15 protein-coding genes, 1 riboswitch and 1 other annotated feature are annotated in these 16,869 nt (G+C 44.0%); of the genes, 13 read left to right on the top strand and 2 right to left on the bottom strand.

Annotation, left to right across the window (positions count from 1 at the left end):
• The first annotated feature begins 47 nt into the window (after positions 1-47).
• A complete protein-coding gene (locus BMX79_RS08700; RefSeq protein ID WP_170231009.1) occupies positions 48-962 on the top strand; it encodes an alpha/beta hydrolase in 915 nt (304 codons plus the stop codon).
• 65 nt (positions 963-1,027) lie between these two features.
• Here BMX79_RS08700 and BMX79_RS12710 read toward each other — a convergent pair whose 3' ends face one another.
• Positions 1,028-1,867, bottom strand: coding sequence for a hypothetical protein (locus BMX79_RS12710; protein WP_091481657.1), 840 nt, complete (start codon positions 1,865-1,867; stop codon positions 1,028-1,030).
• 163 nt (positions 1,868-2,030) lie between these two features.
• Between BMX79_RS12710 and BMX79_RS08690 the strand changes: the two genes are divergently transcribed.
• Positions 2,031-3,038, top strand: a complete 1,008-nt coding sequence (locus tag BMX79_RS08690) for a metallophosphoesterase (RefSeq protein WP_218025376.1) — start codon at positions 2,031-2,033, stop codon at positions 3,036-3,038.
• 232 nt (positions 3,039-3,270) lie between these two features.
• Positions 3,271-4,713: a sodium/glutamate symporter gene (locus tag BMX79_RS08685; RefSeq protein ID WP_091481655.1), complete on the top strand. Its 1,443-nt coding sequence runs from the start codon at positions 3,271-3,273 to the stop codon at positions 4,711-4,713.
• 757 nt (positions 4,714-5,470) lie between these two features.
• On the opposite strand, the gene BMX79_RS08680 is transcribed toward BMX79_RS08685, so the two are convergent.
• Positions 5,471-6,112, bottom strand: coding sequence for a GNAT family N-acetyltransferase (locus BMX79_RS08680; RefSeq protein ID WP_091481652.1), 642 nt, complete (start codon positions 6,110-6,112; stop codon positions 5,471-5,473).
• A 203-nt stretch (positions 6,113-6,315) separates the two neighbouring features.
• Here BMX79_RS08680 and BMX79_RS08675 point away from each other — a divergent pair, with 203 nt between their 5' ends.
• The 10 genes from BMX79_RS08675 to BMX79_RS08630 all read left to right on the top strand — a co-directional run bounded on the left by BMX79_RS08675 (position 6,316) and on the right by BMX79_RS08630 (position 16,867).
• Positions 6,316-6,903: a GNAT family N-acetyltransferase gene (locus BMX79_RS08675; RefSeq protein ID WP_091481649.1), complete on the top strand. Its 588-nt coding sequence runs from the start codon at positions 6,316-6,318 to the stop codon at positions 6,901-6,903.
• 150 nt (positions 6,904-7,053) lie between these two features.
• Complete coding sequence (locus tag BMX79_RS08670) at positions 7,054-8,415, top strand: APC family permease (RefSeq protein WP_170231008.1); 1,362 nt, start codon at positions 7,054-7,056, stop codon at positions 8,413-8,415.
• Positions 8,416-8,431: 16 nt separating this feature from the next.
• Complete coding sequence (locus tag BMX79_RS08665) at positions 8,432-9,070, top strand: copper homeostasis protein CutC (protein WP_170231007.1); 639 nt, start codon at positions 8,432-8,434, stop codon at positions 9,068-9,070.
• Positions 9,071-9,159: 89 nt separating this feature from the next.
• Positions 9,160-9,419: a binding site (T-box leader), on the top strand.
• Between the two features lie 123 nt (positions 9,420-9,542).
• Positions 9,543-10,568, top strand: coding sequence for a methionine ABC transporter ATP-binding protein (locus tag BMX79_RS08660; protein ID WP_091481641.1), 1,026 nt, complete (start codon positions 9,543-9,545; stop codon positions 10,566-10,568).
• A 2-nt stretch (positions 10,569-10,570) separates the two neighbouring features.
• Positions 10,571-11,272, top strand: a complete 702-nt coding sequence (locus tag BMX79_RS08655) for a methionine ABC transporter permease (RefSeq protein WP_091481639.1) — start codon at positions 10,571-10,573, stop codon at positions 11,270-11,272.
• A 28-nt stretch (positions 11,273-11,300) separates the two neighbouring features.
• Complete coding sequence (locus tag BMX79_RS08650) at positions 11,301-12,179, top strand: MetQ/NlpA family ABC transporter substrate-binding protein (RefSeq protein WP_091481636.1); 879 nt, start codon at positions 11,301-11,303, stop codon at positions 12,177-12,179.
• Between the two features lie 115 nt (positions 12,180-12,294).
• The gene (locus BMX79_RS08645) at positions 12,295-13,509 is read left to right on the top strand and encodes an acetyl-CoA C-acetyltransferase (protein WP_091481635.1); all 1,215 of its coding nucleotides are present in this window, start codon (positions 12,295-12,297) and stop codon (positions 13,507-13,509) included.
• A gap of 49 nt (positions 13,510-13,558) precedes the next feature.
• Positions 13,559-13,672: riboswitch (FMN riboswitch) on the top strand.
• 222 nt (positions 13,673-13,894) lie between these two features.
• Positions 13,895-14,998, top strand: a complete 1,104-nt coding sequence (gene ribD, locus BMX79_RS08640) for a bifunctional diaminohydroxyphosphoribosylaminopyrimidine deaminase/5-amino-6-(5-phosphoribosylamino)uracil reductase RibD (protein ID WP_246117674.1) — start codon at positions 13,895-13,897, stop codon at positions 14,996-14,998.
• Entirely contained in the window at positions 14,999-15,649 is a 651-nt protein-coding gene (locus tag BMX79_RS08635; RefSeq protein ID WP_091481632.1) for a riboflavin synthase, read from the top strand. It abuts the gene before it with no gap.
• 24 nt (positions 15,650-15,673) lie between these two features.
• The gene (locus BMX79_RS08630; protein WP_091481630.1) at positions 15,674-16,867 is read left to right on the top strand and encodes a bifunctional 3,4-dihydroxy-2-butanone-4-phosphate synthase/GTP cyclohydrolase II; all 1,194 of its coding nucleotides are present in this window, start codon (positions 15,674-15,676) and stop codon (positions 16,865-16,867) included.
• The last annotated feature ends 2 nt before the right edge of the window (positions 16,868-16,869 follow it).

The following is a 16,869-nucleotide window of genomic DNA, read 5'->3' as shown; positions in this document are numbered from 1 at the left end:
CTTTAATTTATTTTAATCTGAACTGTATAGTAGGGGGTGAGCGGATAGTGTCGATTGCATCATTGGGTTTTAAAGTTCTGTCAGCTTGGAGCGACAGGAAAAGAGACAAGGATCTGACTGCTGACCCTTCAATACAGGGGCATTATGATATCAGATATGGAAAATCGGGAAAGTATAATAGTCTGGATATTTATTACCCTAAGAAGACAGAAAATAAACTGCCTGTCATCATCAATTTTCATGGGGGAGGATATGTCTACGGCACGAAAGAAAACTATCTTCACTATGGTATGTTTATGGCCAGACAAGGATTTGTCTTTGTCAACAGTAACTATCATCTGGCGCCGAAAAAGAAATACCCAACACAATTGGAAGAACTGAACCAAGTAATGAAATGGGTAGTCGCCAATCACGAAGACTACTACATAGATTTGAACAATGTCTATTTTGTAGGAGATTCCGTGGGAGCTCAGCTGGCTTTGCAGTACGCAACTATGTACTCTAACAGGACATATGCTGATCTGTTCAATATGACTTTACCCGACCATTTCACATTGCGGGCGATGGCTTTGAACTGTGGCGTCTATAGTATCCTGTCAAAATTGAAAGCTGAGCCGTTAGAAGATAAAAAAGATCCACGAGCTCAGCTGGTCATATTGATTCAGGATTATTTAGGAAAGGACTGGAAGACGCATGAAGAGCAGCTGTCTATGCCTGACTATCTGACAGATGCGCTGCCTCCAGTCTTTGTCATGACAGCCGAACATGATTTTATAAGGGAAGATTCCCTTCCCATGGTGGCTTTGCTGAAGGAAGCAGGAGTAGATGTCACTTACAAGAAATATGGGGAACCAGAGGATGAACATCTTCAGCACATTTTTCACTGTAATATGAACCTTGAAGAAGCAAAAATATGTAATCGTGAGGAAACAGATTTCTTCAAGCAGCATTTAAAAAGATAAAGAACCGGACAGAGTCCAAATATGGACCTTGTTCGGTTCTTTTACTTTTTTTAGAATGTCCTGCTCTATTTTTTATTTATTAAATCCTTTTCAGGAATAACGCTGTTCCAGATAGTATTGATCATTTCAACAGTCGATTGAGGAAGATCCGAGAAGTAGGTGCTGAGTTCATTGTAATTCGATTTTAAACGATTGCGACGTCCTCGGTCCGTTTTCAGCCTGTCAGCTCCTTTAATCGACTCGGAAAAATGAGTATGGACAAACTGCTTGATAATATTTTCTTTCTCTTCAAGCAGACGATTCTGAGCTTCGATGACATTATCTCCTTCAGCAACCAGGAAAGAATGGTTTTGAGTCAAACTGACCAGAGTTGATAAAGACTCTTCAGCCTCCTGAAGTCTTGGGAAAAAGACCTCAGCATTCAAAGTGTCTGTCAGGTAGCGCATGGACTGGTTATATGTATGAAGGCAAGATCTGGCTTCTTCTTGTATATCCAGCATTTCTTTCACAGTATATTGTTCAGTAATTACGGTGCGAGTGATTATCTTAGTATCTGAATCGTCTCTCCTGATGACCCGCCGAATCCACTTTTCCACTGGGTTTCTGACAGGAACTGTTTCCTGCTTTTTCTCTTTTTTCATATATCCTATAGCTTGATCGCTTTTAATAGAAGAGGTTTTCGTAGAGGTGTGTGACGGTGTTGACAGTTTAGATAACGGATTAATTCCGACAGTAGTTTTGTTATAAACCTTATTATAAACAGCTCGTTTAGGATTATTTACATAACCCATTCCTTTTTTCCCGTACAAAGGATTTACTGAAGATTTTACTTTACGTTTAATCTTTCCAGTCGTCCGAGCTTTAATGGATTTTTTCAGACTCGGTTTTCTTACACCAAATTTCATACAGTCCCTCCTTTATTAATTCCTACAATATTAACTTTAGCACATTGGCAGCAACATGTCAGTATTACCCATGGGATTATTAGATAAGTATTCCATTTTCATTATCGAGCCGGAGTAGCGTATACTTAAAGGAAGAGAGAAAGTAAGTTGGAGGTGCCGATAAGTGTTTACTCAGAAAAGACTGACAGAAGCATATAAGAATGCAAAGAAAATGTACTTCGACGACCATTCGCGCATTGTGTTCATGAGCGATGCCCATCGTGGGGACGGAAGTACATCCGACGAATTTTTAAAAAGTAGAAATTTATTTGTACATGCATTGAATGAATACTATGAAAATGGCTATACATTTTTTGAAGTTGGGGATGGAGAAGAACTGCTTGAGTATTCAGAAATGGAGCATATCAAAAATGCTCATACGGATACATATCAGGCTATTAAGAAATTTTACGATAAAAACCGTTATATACGTATATTCGGCAACCATGATATCTATTTGGATAATCCCAAGTATGTTAAAAAGAATCTGTTTATCAACTATGACGAATATAGTGAAGTGTTCTATGATTTTTTAAAGGGGATCGAACCCCAGGAAGCTGTTATCCTCAAACATCGTAATACAAGTCAGGAGTTGTTTGTCCTGCATGGTCACCAGGGGGATGCACCAAATGATCAGTTCTGGTTCTTTACTATGTTGTCAATCAAATATTTCTGGCGTTTTTTCCACCGGGTAGGAATCAAGAATCCGGCGAGTCCAGTCAAGAACGTGACCAAACGCCATAAAATCGAACGCAACTACAGTAAATGGATCGAAAAGCATAGACGTGCACTGATCTGCGGGCATACACATCGCTTTAAATTTCCGAACAACAAACAGATTCCTTATTTCAATACAGGATGTGGCATCTATCCGGCAAGCATAACTGCTCTGGAACTGACGGAAGGGATGCTGCGGCTCGTGCGATGGAAGGAAAAAGTTGATGAGAATGGGGTTCTGCACATCAAGAGAGAAACAATGAGAGGACCTGAACCGGTTGAAGCCTTTGATATCAGGAAACCTAAGGAAGTAGTCGAATATCTTGCGGAGATGAAAATTCAGAGAACCAAGAAAACGAGAGAAACCAGAGCCGCATTTAGGGAAGAAGAAATGGAAAACGATAAAGAAGATTAATTTGATCAGATTTCACAATCAACAAGCAGCTGATCTATGATTGACTAGTTAGTGTAAAAAGATTACCAGATAATTTAATCGAAGGATAAGAACATAATATTATATTTAAGGATCTAATCATTCTCCTCCTGAATATTTAGTACGTAATCTCACAATAGTTGTTAGAAAATGAAATCTAGATTATAATAGTAAAATATGTGTAATTATATTCACGTACTAGGAGGAATGAGTTATGACACCAAATATGGTGGGATTTAGTTTTCTGATGATCGGGGTGTTTCTGATTATCGGAAAAGTTGTGCGCCTGCATACGAAATGGCTGCGCAATCTGTTTTTACCCAGTTCGATCATCGCAGGATTTATTGCTTTGTTTTTAGGTCCTGATGTCCTGGGACGGTTGACGTCTCAATTTCTGGAGCAGGGATCCATATTTTATAATGGACTGATTCCTGATTTTATTCTCGATGTGTGGCGTCCTCTCCCAGGCATGTTCATCAATATCGTATTCGCCGCTCTTTTCTTAGGTAAAAAAGTCCCTGGAGTCAGGAAAATATGGAATGTGGCAGGTCCTCAGATCGTAATGGGACAGGCAGTTTCATGGGGACAATATGTAATCGGACTACTGCTTACGCTGCTGGTCCTGACCCCTTTATTCGGTATGAATCCGCTAGCTGGAGCACTGATCGAGATCAGTTTTGTAGGTGGCCATGGGACAGCTGCCGGACTGGCAAGCACGTTTGAAAACCTCGGATTTGCAGAAGGTGCGGATCTCGCTCTCGGGCTCGCTACAGTCGGAATTCTGGTAGGAGTTGTCGCAGGAATAATTATCATCAATATTGGATACAGAAAAGGCTTTGCTAAGCATGTCGGCGGTAAAGAGTACTTTACTGAAGAAGAAAAAGAACGCTTAGGTGAGTCTCACGGGTTCGAGATGGAGCCCCAGGTGAAAGAAGCCAAAGCGATCGAGCCACTTGCCTTCCACTTGTCACTCATTGCATTTGCAATAGTGATTGGTTATGTACTGCAGCAAGGTCTGATCCTGCTTGAAGCCAGTACGTGGGGAGCATGGACCGACGTAGTCTTATTCCCTTATGTGCCGCTCTTCCCGCTCGCTATGATCGGAGGAGTCATCGTTCAGATTTTCTTTGATAAGTTGGACATTCATATGTATATCGATCAGAACCTGATCAGTAAGATTTCCGGCTTTGCTCTGGATGTACTGCTTGTATCTGCGCTGGCTACATTATCTCTGCAGGTCATCGGTGAAAACATTATGCCTTTCCTGCTGCTGGCAATCGTTGCAACAGTCTGGAACGTTTTTGCATTCCTGTACCTCGGTCCACGCATGATACCGGAGCACTGGTTTGAAAGGGGACTGGGCGATTTTGGACAGGCAACAGGGATGACAGCTACCGGCCTTCTACTGATGAAAATTGCTGATCCGGAATATCAGACGCCAGCATTGATGGGATTCGGGTACAAACAAATTCTTTTTGAACCTTTCGTTGGAGGGGGACTGGTAACGGCTGCTTCACTCCCGTTCATTTACCAGTTCGGTCCAGTGGTCTTCCTGATTATTTCGACCGTCATTACCGTGTTCTTCCTGATCTTTGGGCTGATTAAATTCAATCCGAAAAGAAAAGGAAAAGTCCAAACAGCTGAACAGAGTAATTAAAACTTAAGAAAGATTAACCTCATCCATGGAGTACATGCCTACTCTTCTGTGGATGAGGTTTTTCTCTGTACCTGTCAGCTCGGTCGTTTCTGCTGTCTTCAGAAAAGACATAATCAAATTAGGTCAGATTTGAGCTTCTCAAATCTTCTGATTATAAAAAGCTTTAAATAGTGTGGAAATGTGACGATTATCTGAGAGTCAGGTCACGTAAGGAATGTAAAAGTCGAATAAAGTGGTCTTTACGGCAGTTCAGTTACAATTAGAAACAGCGAAGTACAGCTATGACTGCCTATAACTGCAGTATAAATACTAAAGTGAGTACTGAACTCAAAGTAAGGCGTGTTTAACTGAATTTTATGGATAGGAATTTTTTAAAGATGCAGTTAGAAGGGGTCTAGCAGTAGTTTAGTCTTATAGATTCTTTCAGAGCTATAGCTAGAGCCTCTATAGCGGTAAGTCTGACAATAATAACCGATGGAAATGCATCTAGAGTTGTCCTTGTGGAAGTAGGCGAAGGGACTTGTGCCCCCAACTGCAAGTAGAATTATCTTTGTGACGGTTTATCCTCGTTCCGGCTGTAATAAATTGAATCAATAACAGCAGGATCCTTTAAATGCATAAATCCTCTGTGTCTGTTAATTGAAATAAAAAAAGGCCGGTGAAAGCTCTTCACTGGCCAACTCTGACATAACCGTTCTATACCGATCAAAGTGCATATGATGATCACCTGAAAATAAAGATGACTGCCTATAAGGCCTTATCCGTTTATTAATTCCTGCAGGTCTCCTCGATATAGGAAAAAGCTCATTTCCTTATCTAAAAACGGCATGCGTCTGGTGACAGCCCCGATGCGCGTCATCCCTTTAGATTCATAAAACGCATAAGTGCAGCTCGTATCAGTAAACAGACGAAATGTTCTGGCCCCTTCATTCTGCATAAAAGTGAGATAGGAATGGAACAAATGAGAACCAATGCCTGACTGTCTGGTTGACGCATCAACCGCAAAAAATGTCAGTTCTCCATCGTATGTTTCGTAAGTCTGTTTAAGCAGGGCCTGATTAACCTGCAAATTTCTTCGAAAAGACTGAACGGCCTGTTTTCCCTCAGAAGTCAGAAGCAGCCTGATCAGATAATAGCCCATATTCAAGTAATAACGTTTTTCTTTAAGTGGAACCTCATTTGTCCGCCCCAGAATCAGTCCAGCGAGCTTCCCTTCTCGGAGGGCAACTTGTGAAAAATTATGATGAGCAAGACTTGAATACAGAAAAACATAGGCCATATGCAGAGCATTGTTGGATGAAGCAACTTTCTCGTACTGCCAGGTATCTTTAATAAGTTGGGCCGCAGCTGCGTAATCTTTTTTTTCAATAGCCCGGTAAATCAGTGTATCGGCTGACATTTAATCGCCCTTTCTGTAGCGTGTTATGGTTACATTATAGCATACGGATGGGTATGGGCCGAAAAGGATAGTAGGCTTGAGACTTAGAAAATGAAACGACTCACCTGACCTGTTACACTGGGGACGAGGGGAAATATCTGGTCGTCAAGGAGTAGTGCTAGATCCTTTTTAGATAGAATGACCTTTGAAAGGAAGATAGACTCATGCAGATCGGAAAAATGAATAAGCACGAGGCAGAGGCAGTCAGTCAGATGGTAGCTAATGCGTTCTACGATAAGTTTCAGGACAAGACCCAGCTGACTAAGAAGCAGCTACAGAAATTACTCAAGCTGGTCTGGATTCAGGAAGCAGACAGTTTTTCAATGACTATCTTTACCGTACAAGCAGAAGGGGAAGTTGTCGGGGCTTTCGGCTGTTCCACTTCTGGTCAGTTTAAGCCAGGTTTGAGACTTTTAGCTAAAACCGCTGCGACAATAAAGGCGATTGGACCGAGAGCGTTTGTCTCCTTTGTTAAGGCGGGTTTGAGTACAAGTCGGAATCCTGCACCAACAGAATGGTATATTGACTTCATTGCAGTGAAAGAGTCCCATAGAAATCAGTCGATCGGCCACGACATTATGGACTATTTGACAGGTGCGGCACTAAGTGATCCGGAAATCGACAATCTGACTCTCTATGTTCTGAAAGGAAATGACCGGGCAAAACATCTTTACGAAAAATATGGATTTATAGAACAGTACTCGAAGCCGGAATCTGACTATTACTTTATGAAAAAAGTAATCAGATATTAAATCCCTATGTCTAATAAGAATGAGAAGACTATAAACTGAGACCGTTATCATAAATAACACATGTTCTATCTCTTTATTTCAATCCTTCTTTTTGCTATAGTTGAATAATGCATTTTTAACCATTGCCTTTCAGCAATGGAGGAGGGAGTCATGATGAAAGAAAGAGAACACTATGGTCTGGGAACTGCCATTTCCATGATCATCGGAATCAGTATTGGTTCAGGTATATTTTTTAAAGCAGATGAAATTCTAATTGCAACTGGAGGCAGTGTCTGGCTGGGCATTCTGGTTTTCGTTATTGGGGCACTTTGTGTCATATTCGGAAGTATCACCTTATCACAACTGGCAGGTCGGTCTTCCATGAGAGGAGGAGTCGTCTCCTACTATGAGGAATTCGTTTCGTCAAAAGCAGCGAACGCCTTTGGATGGTTCCAGCTCTATGTCTATTTCCCGACGATTACAGCCGTTGTCAGCTGGGTCTCAGGGATTTATACCATTTCTCTGTTTGGTCTGGAGTCCAGTCTGGAACTGCAGACGATACTAGGACTAATGTACATGACATTCTTCTTTTCTATGAACTACTTTTCATACAAGAGCGGAGGGCGTTTTCAGAATATATCCACAGTAGTCAAAATGATTCCTCTGATTGGAATCGGACTGCTAGGGATTTTCTGGAATCAGAACGCACCGGCTCTGCCTGAAGGAATAGCTCTGGTTGAAAGAAGCAATGTCGGATGGGCCTGGCTTGGAGCGTTAGCCCCGGTAGCCTTTTCTTTCGACGGATGGATTGTATCTACGACCATCACTCAGGAAGTGAGAAATCATCGACGGACCATGCCACTGGCACTGACGATCGGCCCGCTTGTCGTTCTTGGGGTCTACCTGGCCTTCTTCCTTGGACTGATAGCAATCGTCGGCGTGGAGTTCATTCTCTCGGCAGGCGATCAGGCGATCGGTCAGGCTGGGCAGTCGATATTAGGCATATACGGGGAACGGATACTGACGAGCTTTGTGCTCATATCCATCCTTGGAGTGGTCAATGGGATCAGCTTGGGTTATATCCGACTGCCTCATACTCTGGCTATGAAAAATATGATGCCGATGAGCGGTCGGATCAAGAATCTGGATGAAGAGAAAGGCCTGTCACCATTCGCCGCACTGACAGCATACGGATTATCTGTCTTCTGGCTGGTCATGCATTACATTACTCAAAGATGGGACATCCTTGCCGGTGGAGACATCAGTGAAATCGCCATCGTATTCAGTTATGTCCTATATATTATCTTGTATATCAAAGTCATTCAGCTTAAGAAGGAAAAACGCATCACTAGTGTATTTTTAGGTTACGTCGCGCCAGTACTGGGCACGATCGGATCGCTGGTCATTCTTCTGGGCGGCTGGTTCTCAAATCCGTTTTACATGCCGATCTTCATAGGATTCTCAGCTCTTGTATGTGTACTGGGGTATCTTTACGGCACTAAACATGCGCAGCCTCTCATAAATGAAGGGTAAAACGAGGAGAGATAACATGTTAAGAGAATTTTGTGCTGAAAACTTCTACAACGTACCTGAAGCTATTCATGCCGGTGCTGACCGGATAGAATTGTGTGACAGGCTGGATGTAGGAGGAACCACCCCTTCTGAACAGGTCCAGAAAGAGGTTCTGGCATTCGCTCATCAGCATCAGGTCAAGGTCGTAACGATGATAAGGCCACGTGGAGGCAGCTTTGTCTACACGGATGAAGAAAAAGCGATGATGGTCGAATCTGCTGCTCGTTCAGTCGAACTTGGAGCAGACGGAATAGTCTTCGGTGCACTCACGCCAGATGGACAAATCGACTGGCCATTCATCGACAAACTGGTCGAATGTGCTGGAAACAGAGAAACGGTTTTCCATATGGCATTTGACGAGCTTGCCGAAACAGCTCAGTTGGCTGCAGTTTCAGAACTGATTGGTCATGGAATAAACAGACTGCTGACACGAGGGGCAAAAGCAGGGTCAGCTCTGAATCATTATAAATGGATCAATCAGCTTGTCGAAGAAGCTTCAGGACGTCTTGAAATTCTTGCCGGTGGGGGCCTAACTTATAAAAATCTTTCCGAAGCAGCTGAGTTGATTCACACGGACCAGTTCCACGGTACGCAGATTGTTGACCTGGATTTTTAAAAAAAATAAAAAATAAAAGTGTTGACACGGATTTAGTCCATCTGATAGACTACTAATCAGTCACAACATTAATTAAATTTAAATGAGAACAGTTAGCGTTGAAAAGATAAGTACAGATTAGAGATTCATCTCAGAGAGCTCTCGCCTGGTGTAAGGGAGCATGAGGATCGATCTGGAAAATGGTCTTTGAGCTGAAATGGTGAGTACATGTATGAGCCATTTCCGGGTGCACCCGCTATAGTGCCGCAGTATGCAGAAGCAGACAGGCTTTTAAGTACTGATTGAGGTTACTTCAGCAATGAAGTGACGAATGAAGGTGGAACCGCGAATAGACCTATTCGCCCTTTTTAAGTTTAGCGACTTGAAAAGGGCGTTTTTTATTGCTCAGGATAGTCTGGAGAGGTTGTCTGGACAGACTTGAAGACTATCTTTTGCAGGCTTAGAGACCGTATTAGAACAGGAGTGAACCAAAGTGATTACTTTAAATAAAGTGACCAAGACATTTTTAAACAAAAAACAGCCGTTTGAAGCTGTGAAAGAAACTAACCTAACAATCAACAAAGGAGAAATTTACGGCATAGTCGGGTATTCCGGAGCCGGTAAAAGCACCTTGCTCAGAATGCTGAACGGACTTGAGCGGCCGTCTTCAGGTTCCGTCATCATTGACGACAAGGAGCTGTCTCCTCTAGGAAAAAGAGAGCTGAGAAAAGAGCGCCAGTCCATAGGTATGATTTTCCAGCATTTCAACTTGCTCTGGAGCCGGACTGTACTGGAGAATATATGCTTCCCATTGGAAATTGCCGGTGTGCCAAAAACCGAGCGGATAGACCGGGCCAGAGAACTGATCAGCCTGGTCGGATTAAGTGACAAGGAAAAAGCCTATCCGGCACAGCTGTCTGGTGGAGAGAAGCAGCGGGTCGGGATTGCCAGAGCATTGGCGAATGACCCGAAAGTTCTGCTCTGTGATGAAGCCACCAGTGCCCTCGATCCTCAGACCACAGATGAAGTGCTTGACCTTCTCGCCAAGATAAATGAGGAACTGAATGTCACGATCGTTCTGATCACTCATGAAATGGAAGTAGTCAGAAAAATCTGTGACCGGGTAGCAGTTATGAACAAAGGAAATATCGTTGAAGAGGGATCGGTTCTTCAGGTATTCAGAAATCCTCAGGAAGACATTACTAAACGATTTATCCGTCAGGACAGGGAAACGGACAATAAGGAAACGCGCCAGGCGCTGACTGAACTGAAAAAAGCCTATCCTGATGGTCAGATCATTCAGCTGTTCTTCCAGGGAGACAATGTCGGGTCACCGGTGATTACTCAAGTCAGCAGACAATGCGGCTGTGATATCAACATCATTCAAGGGACGATCCAGTCGACACATAATACGCCGGTAGGTACACTGATCATCCAGGTTCTGGGTGACCAGAGCAAGCAGGAACAGGCACTTGAACTGTTCAAAACCTATCCGGTCCAAGTAGAGGTGATTGAATAAAAATGTTAAATCAATTGACAATAGCAGGTATCTTAACAGAATATACCAATTTTGAAACTGTCTCATGGGACAGATTATGGACAGCAACAAGACAGACGATTTATATGAGCGCCTTGTCAGTCATTGCCGTCTTCGTTCTCGGACTGATACTTGGTCTGATTCTATATGAAACGAGAGACAATCAGACGATCTGGTCGGTAGCTTTATACAAGTCAGTATCAGTCATGGTCAACATTTTTCGGTCGATTCCGTTTATTATCCTGATCGTTCTGCTAATTCCCTTTACACGAGTGATCGTCGGCAGTATCACCGGACCGACTGCTGGACTTCCGGCCCTGATTTTATCAGCTGCACCATTCTATGCACGGCTGGTAGAAACAGGACTCAGAGAAGTGGATAAAGGCGTAATCGAAGCAGCGGAAGCGATGGGAGCTTCTAAATTTGAACTCATCATGAAGGTCTATATCCCGGAGAGCCTGCCTTCAATTATTGCCGGCATAACAGTTACGGCGATCAGTCTCGTAGGCTATACGGCGATGGCAGGTGTGATCGGAGCAGGCGGATTAGGAAATCTGGCTTATCTTGAAGGCTTCCAGCGAGGAAGGGCAACCGTCACATTGGTGTCCACGTTAGTGATTTTACTCATTGTTTTTGTCATCCAGTTTATAGGGGACCGTTGGGTTTCTTATATAGATAAAAGATAAAAAAAAGAGAATAGGGGAGAAATATATTATGAAAAAAGCAATCAGATTAGGTTTAGTAAGTAGTGCATTTTTACTGGCAGCATGCGGAAATGGAAATGGCGATACAGCTGGAGACAGCCCGGAGCCGGCAGAAGACAATGGAACTGAAACAACAGAAGAGACAACTGAAGAGTCTCAGGTACTGAGAGTCGGAGCGACCAATGTGCCGCATGCAGAAATCCTGGAATTCATTCAGCCGACACTGGCAGAAGAAGGCATCGAACTGGAGATCGAAACGTATAATGACTACATTATACCGAATCTGGCTCTTTCTGATGGGGATATCGATGCCAACTACTTCCAGCACGTGCCTTATTTTGAAACACAAGTGGAAGAAAACGACTATGACTTCGCCAATGCAGGTGGAATTCATATCGAACCTCTAGGAGCATACTCAAACCGTCATGACAGTCTGGAAGATCTGCCTGAAGGGGCAACGATTCTTGCCAGCAGCAGTGTTGCCGATCACGGACGTATTCTGGGTATTCTTCAGGATGCCGGGCTGATCACAGTAGACGACTCGATCGATCTGATCGATGCATCGTTCGATGACATTGTAGAAAATGAACGAAACCTTCAGTTTGAATATGAATACGATGCAGCGCTAATGACGACATTGTACGCTCAGGATGAAGGGGACGTGTTCTTCATCAATTCAAACTTTGCGGTGGACCAGGACATCAGTCCAGTTGAAGAAGCGATCGCTCTGGAGAGCAGTTCGTCACCATATGCCAATATCATTGCTGTTCGTTCAGAGGATGAAGACAGCGAGCTGATTGCCCGTCTGGTTGAAGTGCTTAGAGCGGAAGAAACACAGGAATTTATTCTGGATACTTGGGATGGCGCAGTTTTACCTGTTGACGAATAAAAAGTAAAGAGTTTAAGATTGTTCTAAAATTACTGTATATGACTTTACTTGTTCCAGCTCGTGGTCAATACTATGACTAGAAAGAATCTAAGCAGCTGACGAAAGGGAGAATGGAATGAGTAAAGTTTACATCGCAGGAGCAAAACGAACACCCATTGGATCATTTTTAGGTGCACTTAAAGATGTGTCTGCCTCCGATTTAGGCAGTTACGCAATTAAAGGCGTACTGGAACAGAGCAAAATCGATCAGAAAGACATCGATGAAGTTGTTCTGGGAAATGTACTGCCGGCTGGCCAGGGGCAAGGTGTCGCTCGTCAGGCAGCGATCAAGGCTGGGATTCAAGTTGACGTTCCAGCGTATTCATTGAATATGGTCTGTGGAAGTGGACTGAAATCGGTAATGAACGCTTATCTGGGAATTAAAGCCGGTGAATATCGTGCAATAATTGCTGGGGGCACAGAATCAATGAGTCAGGCACCCTATCTGATTCCAGGCAGCACCCGTACTGGTCAGAAAATGGGCGGCTATAAAGTGGGAGACCACATGCTGGATGATGCTTTGACAGATGCTTTTGAAGGCTATCATATGGGAGTGACCGCAGAGAATATCGTTGAACGATACAACCTGACTCGAGAAGATCAGGACCACTTTGCTTATACGTCTCAGAAGAGAGCGATCGAAGCGATAGATAGTGGGGCTTTCAAAAATGAAATCATTCCAGTGGAAACTAAAGTCCGTAGAGAAACGGTTACTGTCGACACGGACGAATACCCTAATCGTAAAACGACAGAAGAAAAATTGAACAGCTTAAGACCGGCTTTCAAAAAAGACGGGTCCGTTACAGCCGGGAATGCCTCCGGAATCAATGATGGGGCCAGCGCAACCCTTATTGTTGGGGAAGACTACCTGTCTGAGAATAATCTGACACCGCTCGTTGAAATCGTCGGTATCGGTCAGGGAGGCGTGGATCCTTCAGTTATGGGTCTGGGACCTACTCCAGCTATCAAGCAGGCAGTCAAGCGTGCAGGAATCAGTTTTGAAGACATCGATGTATTTGAGCTGAACGAAGCATTTGCCAGTCAGAGTCTGGGTGTCATCAAAGAAATCTCAGATGAATTTGGAGTAGACAAAGACTATATGCTTGAACGGACAAACCTCAATGGAGGAGCTGTTGCGCTTGGTCATCCAGTTGGTGCCAGCGGAAACCGTATTCTGGTGACCCTAATCCATCTGATGAAGCAGCGCGGACTGACTTACGGCCTGGCGTCATTATGCATCGGCGGAGGCATGGGAGTAGCTGTTCTGGTTAAAAATACAGATAATGAATAAAAATAGTTGACACTGTTATCTTTTCCATATATGATTTATTTAACAAGTAAATAGTCTTCAGGGCAGGGTGCAAGTCCCTACCGGTGGTAAAGCCCACGAGCCGCAAGGCAGATTCGGTTAGATTCCGAAGCCGACAGTATAGTCTGGATGAAAGAAGACACGTATATGCACAATTGGACTTTTAAAGGATGACTAGGCCTTTTTAAAGTGCAGATTGAGATGACCTTTCAAGCCCTGGAATAGTATATTCCAGGGTTTTTCTTTATATAGGTCCAGCCGCCAGTCTGACTGGCGGGTTCTCTGTGTCTGTCATGTGCATCATTGATCAAAACTCTTCAAGCCCTGAATCTTAAGTGATTCGGGGCTTTTTTAATGAGGTGAAAAAGTGACAACTGACGAAACTTATATGAAAAGGGCCGTGTATCTTGCAGCTCTAGCGAAGGGTCGCACGTCTCCTAATCCTATGGTCGGGGCTGTCATAGTGAAAAATGGTCGAATCATAGGTGAAGGGTATCATCATCAAGCTGGAGGACCGCATGCAGAAGTCAATGCGATCAACTCTGCGGATGAACCAGTAAAAGGGGCAACGATGTATGTGACGCTTGAACCATGTTCTCACTATGGGCGCACACCACCATGCTCGGATCTGATTATCGACAAAAAGCTGAAAAGAGTTGTTGTGGCCGCACTTGATCCGAACCCGATCGTTTCCGGAAACGGCATTGAGCGCATAAGAAATGCAGGGATAGAAGTGGTGACAGGCGTCCTCGAAGAGGAAAGCAGGAAACTGAACGAAGTGTTCAATTATTATATTACAACTAAAAAGCCCTTTGTCGTCATGAAATACGCGATGACTTTAGATGGAAAAATAGCTACAGAAACTGGAGAGTCCAAATGGATTTCGTCTGACGCATCAAGAAATCATGCGCATCATTTAAGAGGGCACCTCAGCGGAATTATGGTCGGAATTGGGACGGTCCTGAAAGATGACCCCCGATTGACCTGTCGAGTTGATGGACTGACTCAGCCACTGCGAATTGTAGTGGACAGTCGATTGAAAATCCCTATGGACGCAAGAGTCCTGACTGAGCAGGATAAAGCGGAGACATTGATACTGACGACTGAACAAGCACCTTCTGCAAATAAAGAGGCGCTTGAAAATAGAGGCGTGACGGTAAAGATTGTGAAAGAATCTGATGGACACGTCGATCTGGAAGAAGCCATGCGCATCATCGGGGAATACGGTGTAGACAGCCTTCTACTTGAAGGGGGAGGAACGCTCAATGCAGCTGCGTTGAAAGCAGGAATTGTACACAAACTGTCCGTTTATATTGCACCTAAGCTCCTTGGTGGAGCAGAAGCGATATCTCCAGTCATGGGACACGGGGTCCAGCACATGAGTGACGCCTACAAAGCGAAATCAGTTGAAATTACCAGGATTGAAGATGATTTGCATATTGAAGCTTATATTGATAGGAGTGAACAATAAATGTTTACAGGAATTGTTGAAGAAATAGGAGAAATCCAAGGCATTAATAAAGGTGCTAAATCAAGCGAACTGACTATCAAAGCAGAGAAGGTTCTGGAAGATGCAGCCATAGGAGACAGTATATTGACTAACGGCGTGTGTCTGACGATCACAACTCTCGATAAAACATTTTTTACAGCTGATGTCATGTCAGAAACCTTGGATAGAACGACTTTGGGAACACTGACTTCCGGTAGCCGTATCAATCTTGAGCGAGCGCTGACGCTTCAGACCAGACTGGGTGGCCACATGGTGAGTGGACACATAGATGGAACAGGAGTCATTACTCATTTCAGAAAAGACGATAATGCGGTCTGGGTCACAGTCAGTGCCTCCAGGAACCTGCTGAAATACATTATCGAAAAGGGATCCATAGCAATCGACGGCATCAGTCTGACTGTCGCAGCAGTATCAGATAATGACTTTCAAGTGTCGATCATTCCGCATACGTCTGAGGAAACCACATTGCTGAGCCATTCGATCGGCGACAAGGTCAATCTTGAATGCGACATGATCGGAAAATATGTAGAAAAGCTGATGGGCCTGGCTCCAAAGAGCGAGGCGAAGTTAAAACTGAGCGAAGACTTTCTGCAGACTAACGGGTTTGTATAGATAGAAAGAAACAGGAGTGAGGGCATGTTCAATAAAATTGAAGAATTACTGGAAGATCTGAAACAGGGGAAAAATGTCATTATCGTAGATGATGAAGACAGAGAAAACGAGGGAGACATCGTCTGTGCAGCAGAATTCGCGACACCTGAGAATGTCAACTTTATGGCCAAGTATGCCAGGGGACTGATCTGTATTCCTATGACTAAGGAGTATACAAAGAAACTGGGCCTGTCTCAAATGAGTCTGTACAATACGGATGATCACACGACAGCCTTTACAGTCTCCATCGATCATGTAGATACCACTACAGGAATATCAGCTGGCGAGCGCTCACTGACCGCTATGAAAACGGTGGATGAAGACAGCCGTCCGGAAGATTTTAAACGCCCTGGCCATATGTTTCCACTTGAAGCGGTTGACGGGGGTGTGCTGGCAAGAAATGGCCATACGGAAGCCACTGTAGATCTGATGAGACTCGCCGGTCTGAAACCGGTCGGCTTGTGCTGTGAAATCATGAATGATGACGGGAGCATGGCCAGACGTGATGACCTGGCTGCTTTTGCAGAAGAACATGATATGAAGATGGCAACGATCAGTGAACTGATCGAATACCGGAAAGCCAATGAGAAGGTCATTTTCCGAGAATCGAAAGCCAAGCTGCCGACAAAATTCGGTGAATTCGATATTTATGCGTATGAACATAAATTTACCGGTGAACATCATGTCGCGCTTGTCAAAGGAGATGTATCAGATGGGGAACCTGTTCTCTGTCGCATCCATTCGGAATGTCTGACTGGGGATGTATTCGGATCTAAAAAGTGTGACTGCGGTCAGCAGCTCGATTCTGCCATGGAAAAAATTGCAGAAGAAGGCAGAGGCGTGCTTCTATACATGAGACAGGAAGGCCGCGGGATCGGACTGGTCAACAAGATCAAAGCGTATGCGCTGCAGGATCAGGGGCACGATACCATTCAGGCCAATGTTCTGCTCGGCTTCCCGATAGATGCCAGGGAGTACTACGAATGCAAGCAGATATTTGATGATCTTGGTGTCAGCAGACTTAATCTGATGACCAACAACCCCCTCAAGATATCAAGTCTGGATCAGTACGGGCTGAAAGTCGAAAAGCGGGTACCGATACAGATGACGCTCTTCGATGAAGACAAGGAGTATCTGCGCACGAAAAAAGAAAAAATGGGACACTATTTAGAATATTAAAA

This window comes from Alkalibacterium pelagium, assembly GCF_900109325.1.
Lineage (GTDB): Bacteria > Bacillota > Bacilli > Lactobacillales > Carnobacteriaceae_A > Alkalibacterium > Alkalibacterium pelagium.
The sequence above is the reverse complement of the archived record's forward strand: the minus strand, read 5'-3'. Positions and strand labels throughout refer to the sequence as shown.

What these genes read in the sequence shown, in the direction of transcription:
- BMX79_RS12710 (WP_091481657.1), bottom strand. Translation starts at nt 1,867, where the DNA reads ATGAAATTTGGTGTAAGAAAACCGAGTCTGAAAAAATCCATTAAAGCT.
- BMX79_RS08685 (WP_091481655.1), top strand. Translation starts at nt 3,271, where the DNA reads ATGACACCAAATATGGTGGGATTTAGTTTTCTGATGATCGGGGTGTTT.
- BMX79_RS08680 (WP_091481652.1), bottom strand. Translation starts at nt 6,112, where the DNA reads ATGTCAGCCGATACACTGATTTACCGGGCTATTGAAAAAAAAGATTAC.
- BMX79_RS08675 (WP_091481649.1), top strand. Translation starts at nt 6,316, where the DNA reads ATGCAGATCGGAAAAATGAATAAGCACGAGGCAGAGGCAGTCAGTCAG.
- BMX79_RS08670 (WP_170231008.1), top strand. Translation starts at nt 7,054, where the DNA reads ATGATGAAAGAAAGAGAACACTATGGTCTGGGAACTGCCATTTCCATG.
- BMX79_RS08665 (WP_170231007.1), top strand. Translation starts at nt 8,432, where the DNA reads ATGTTAAGAGAATTTTGTGCTGAAAACTTCTACAACGTACCTGAAGCT.
- BMX79_RS08655 (WP_091481639.1), top strand. Translation starts at nt 10,571, where the DNA reads ATGTTAAATCAATTGACAATAGCAGGTATCTTAACAGAATATACCAAT.
- BMX79_RS08650 (WP_091481636.1), top strand. Translation starts at nt 11,301, where the DNA reads ATGAAAAAAGCAATCAGATTAGGTTTAGTAAGTAGTGCATTTTTACTG.
- BMX79_RS08645 (WP_091481635.1), top strand. Translation starts at nt 12,295, where the DNA reads ATGAGTAAAGTTTACATCGCAGGAGCAAAACGAACACCCATTGGATCA.
- BMX79_RS08635 (WP_091481632.1), top strand. Translation starts at nt 14,999, where the DNA reads ATGTTTACAGGAATTGTTGAAGAAATAGGAGAAATCCAAGGCATTAAT.
- BMX79_RS08630 (WP_091481630.1), top strand. Translation starts at nt 15,674, where the DNA reads ATGTTCAATAAAATTGAAGAATTACTGGAAGATCTGAAACAGGGGAAA.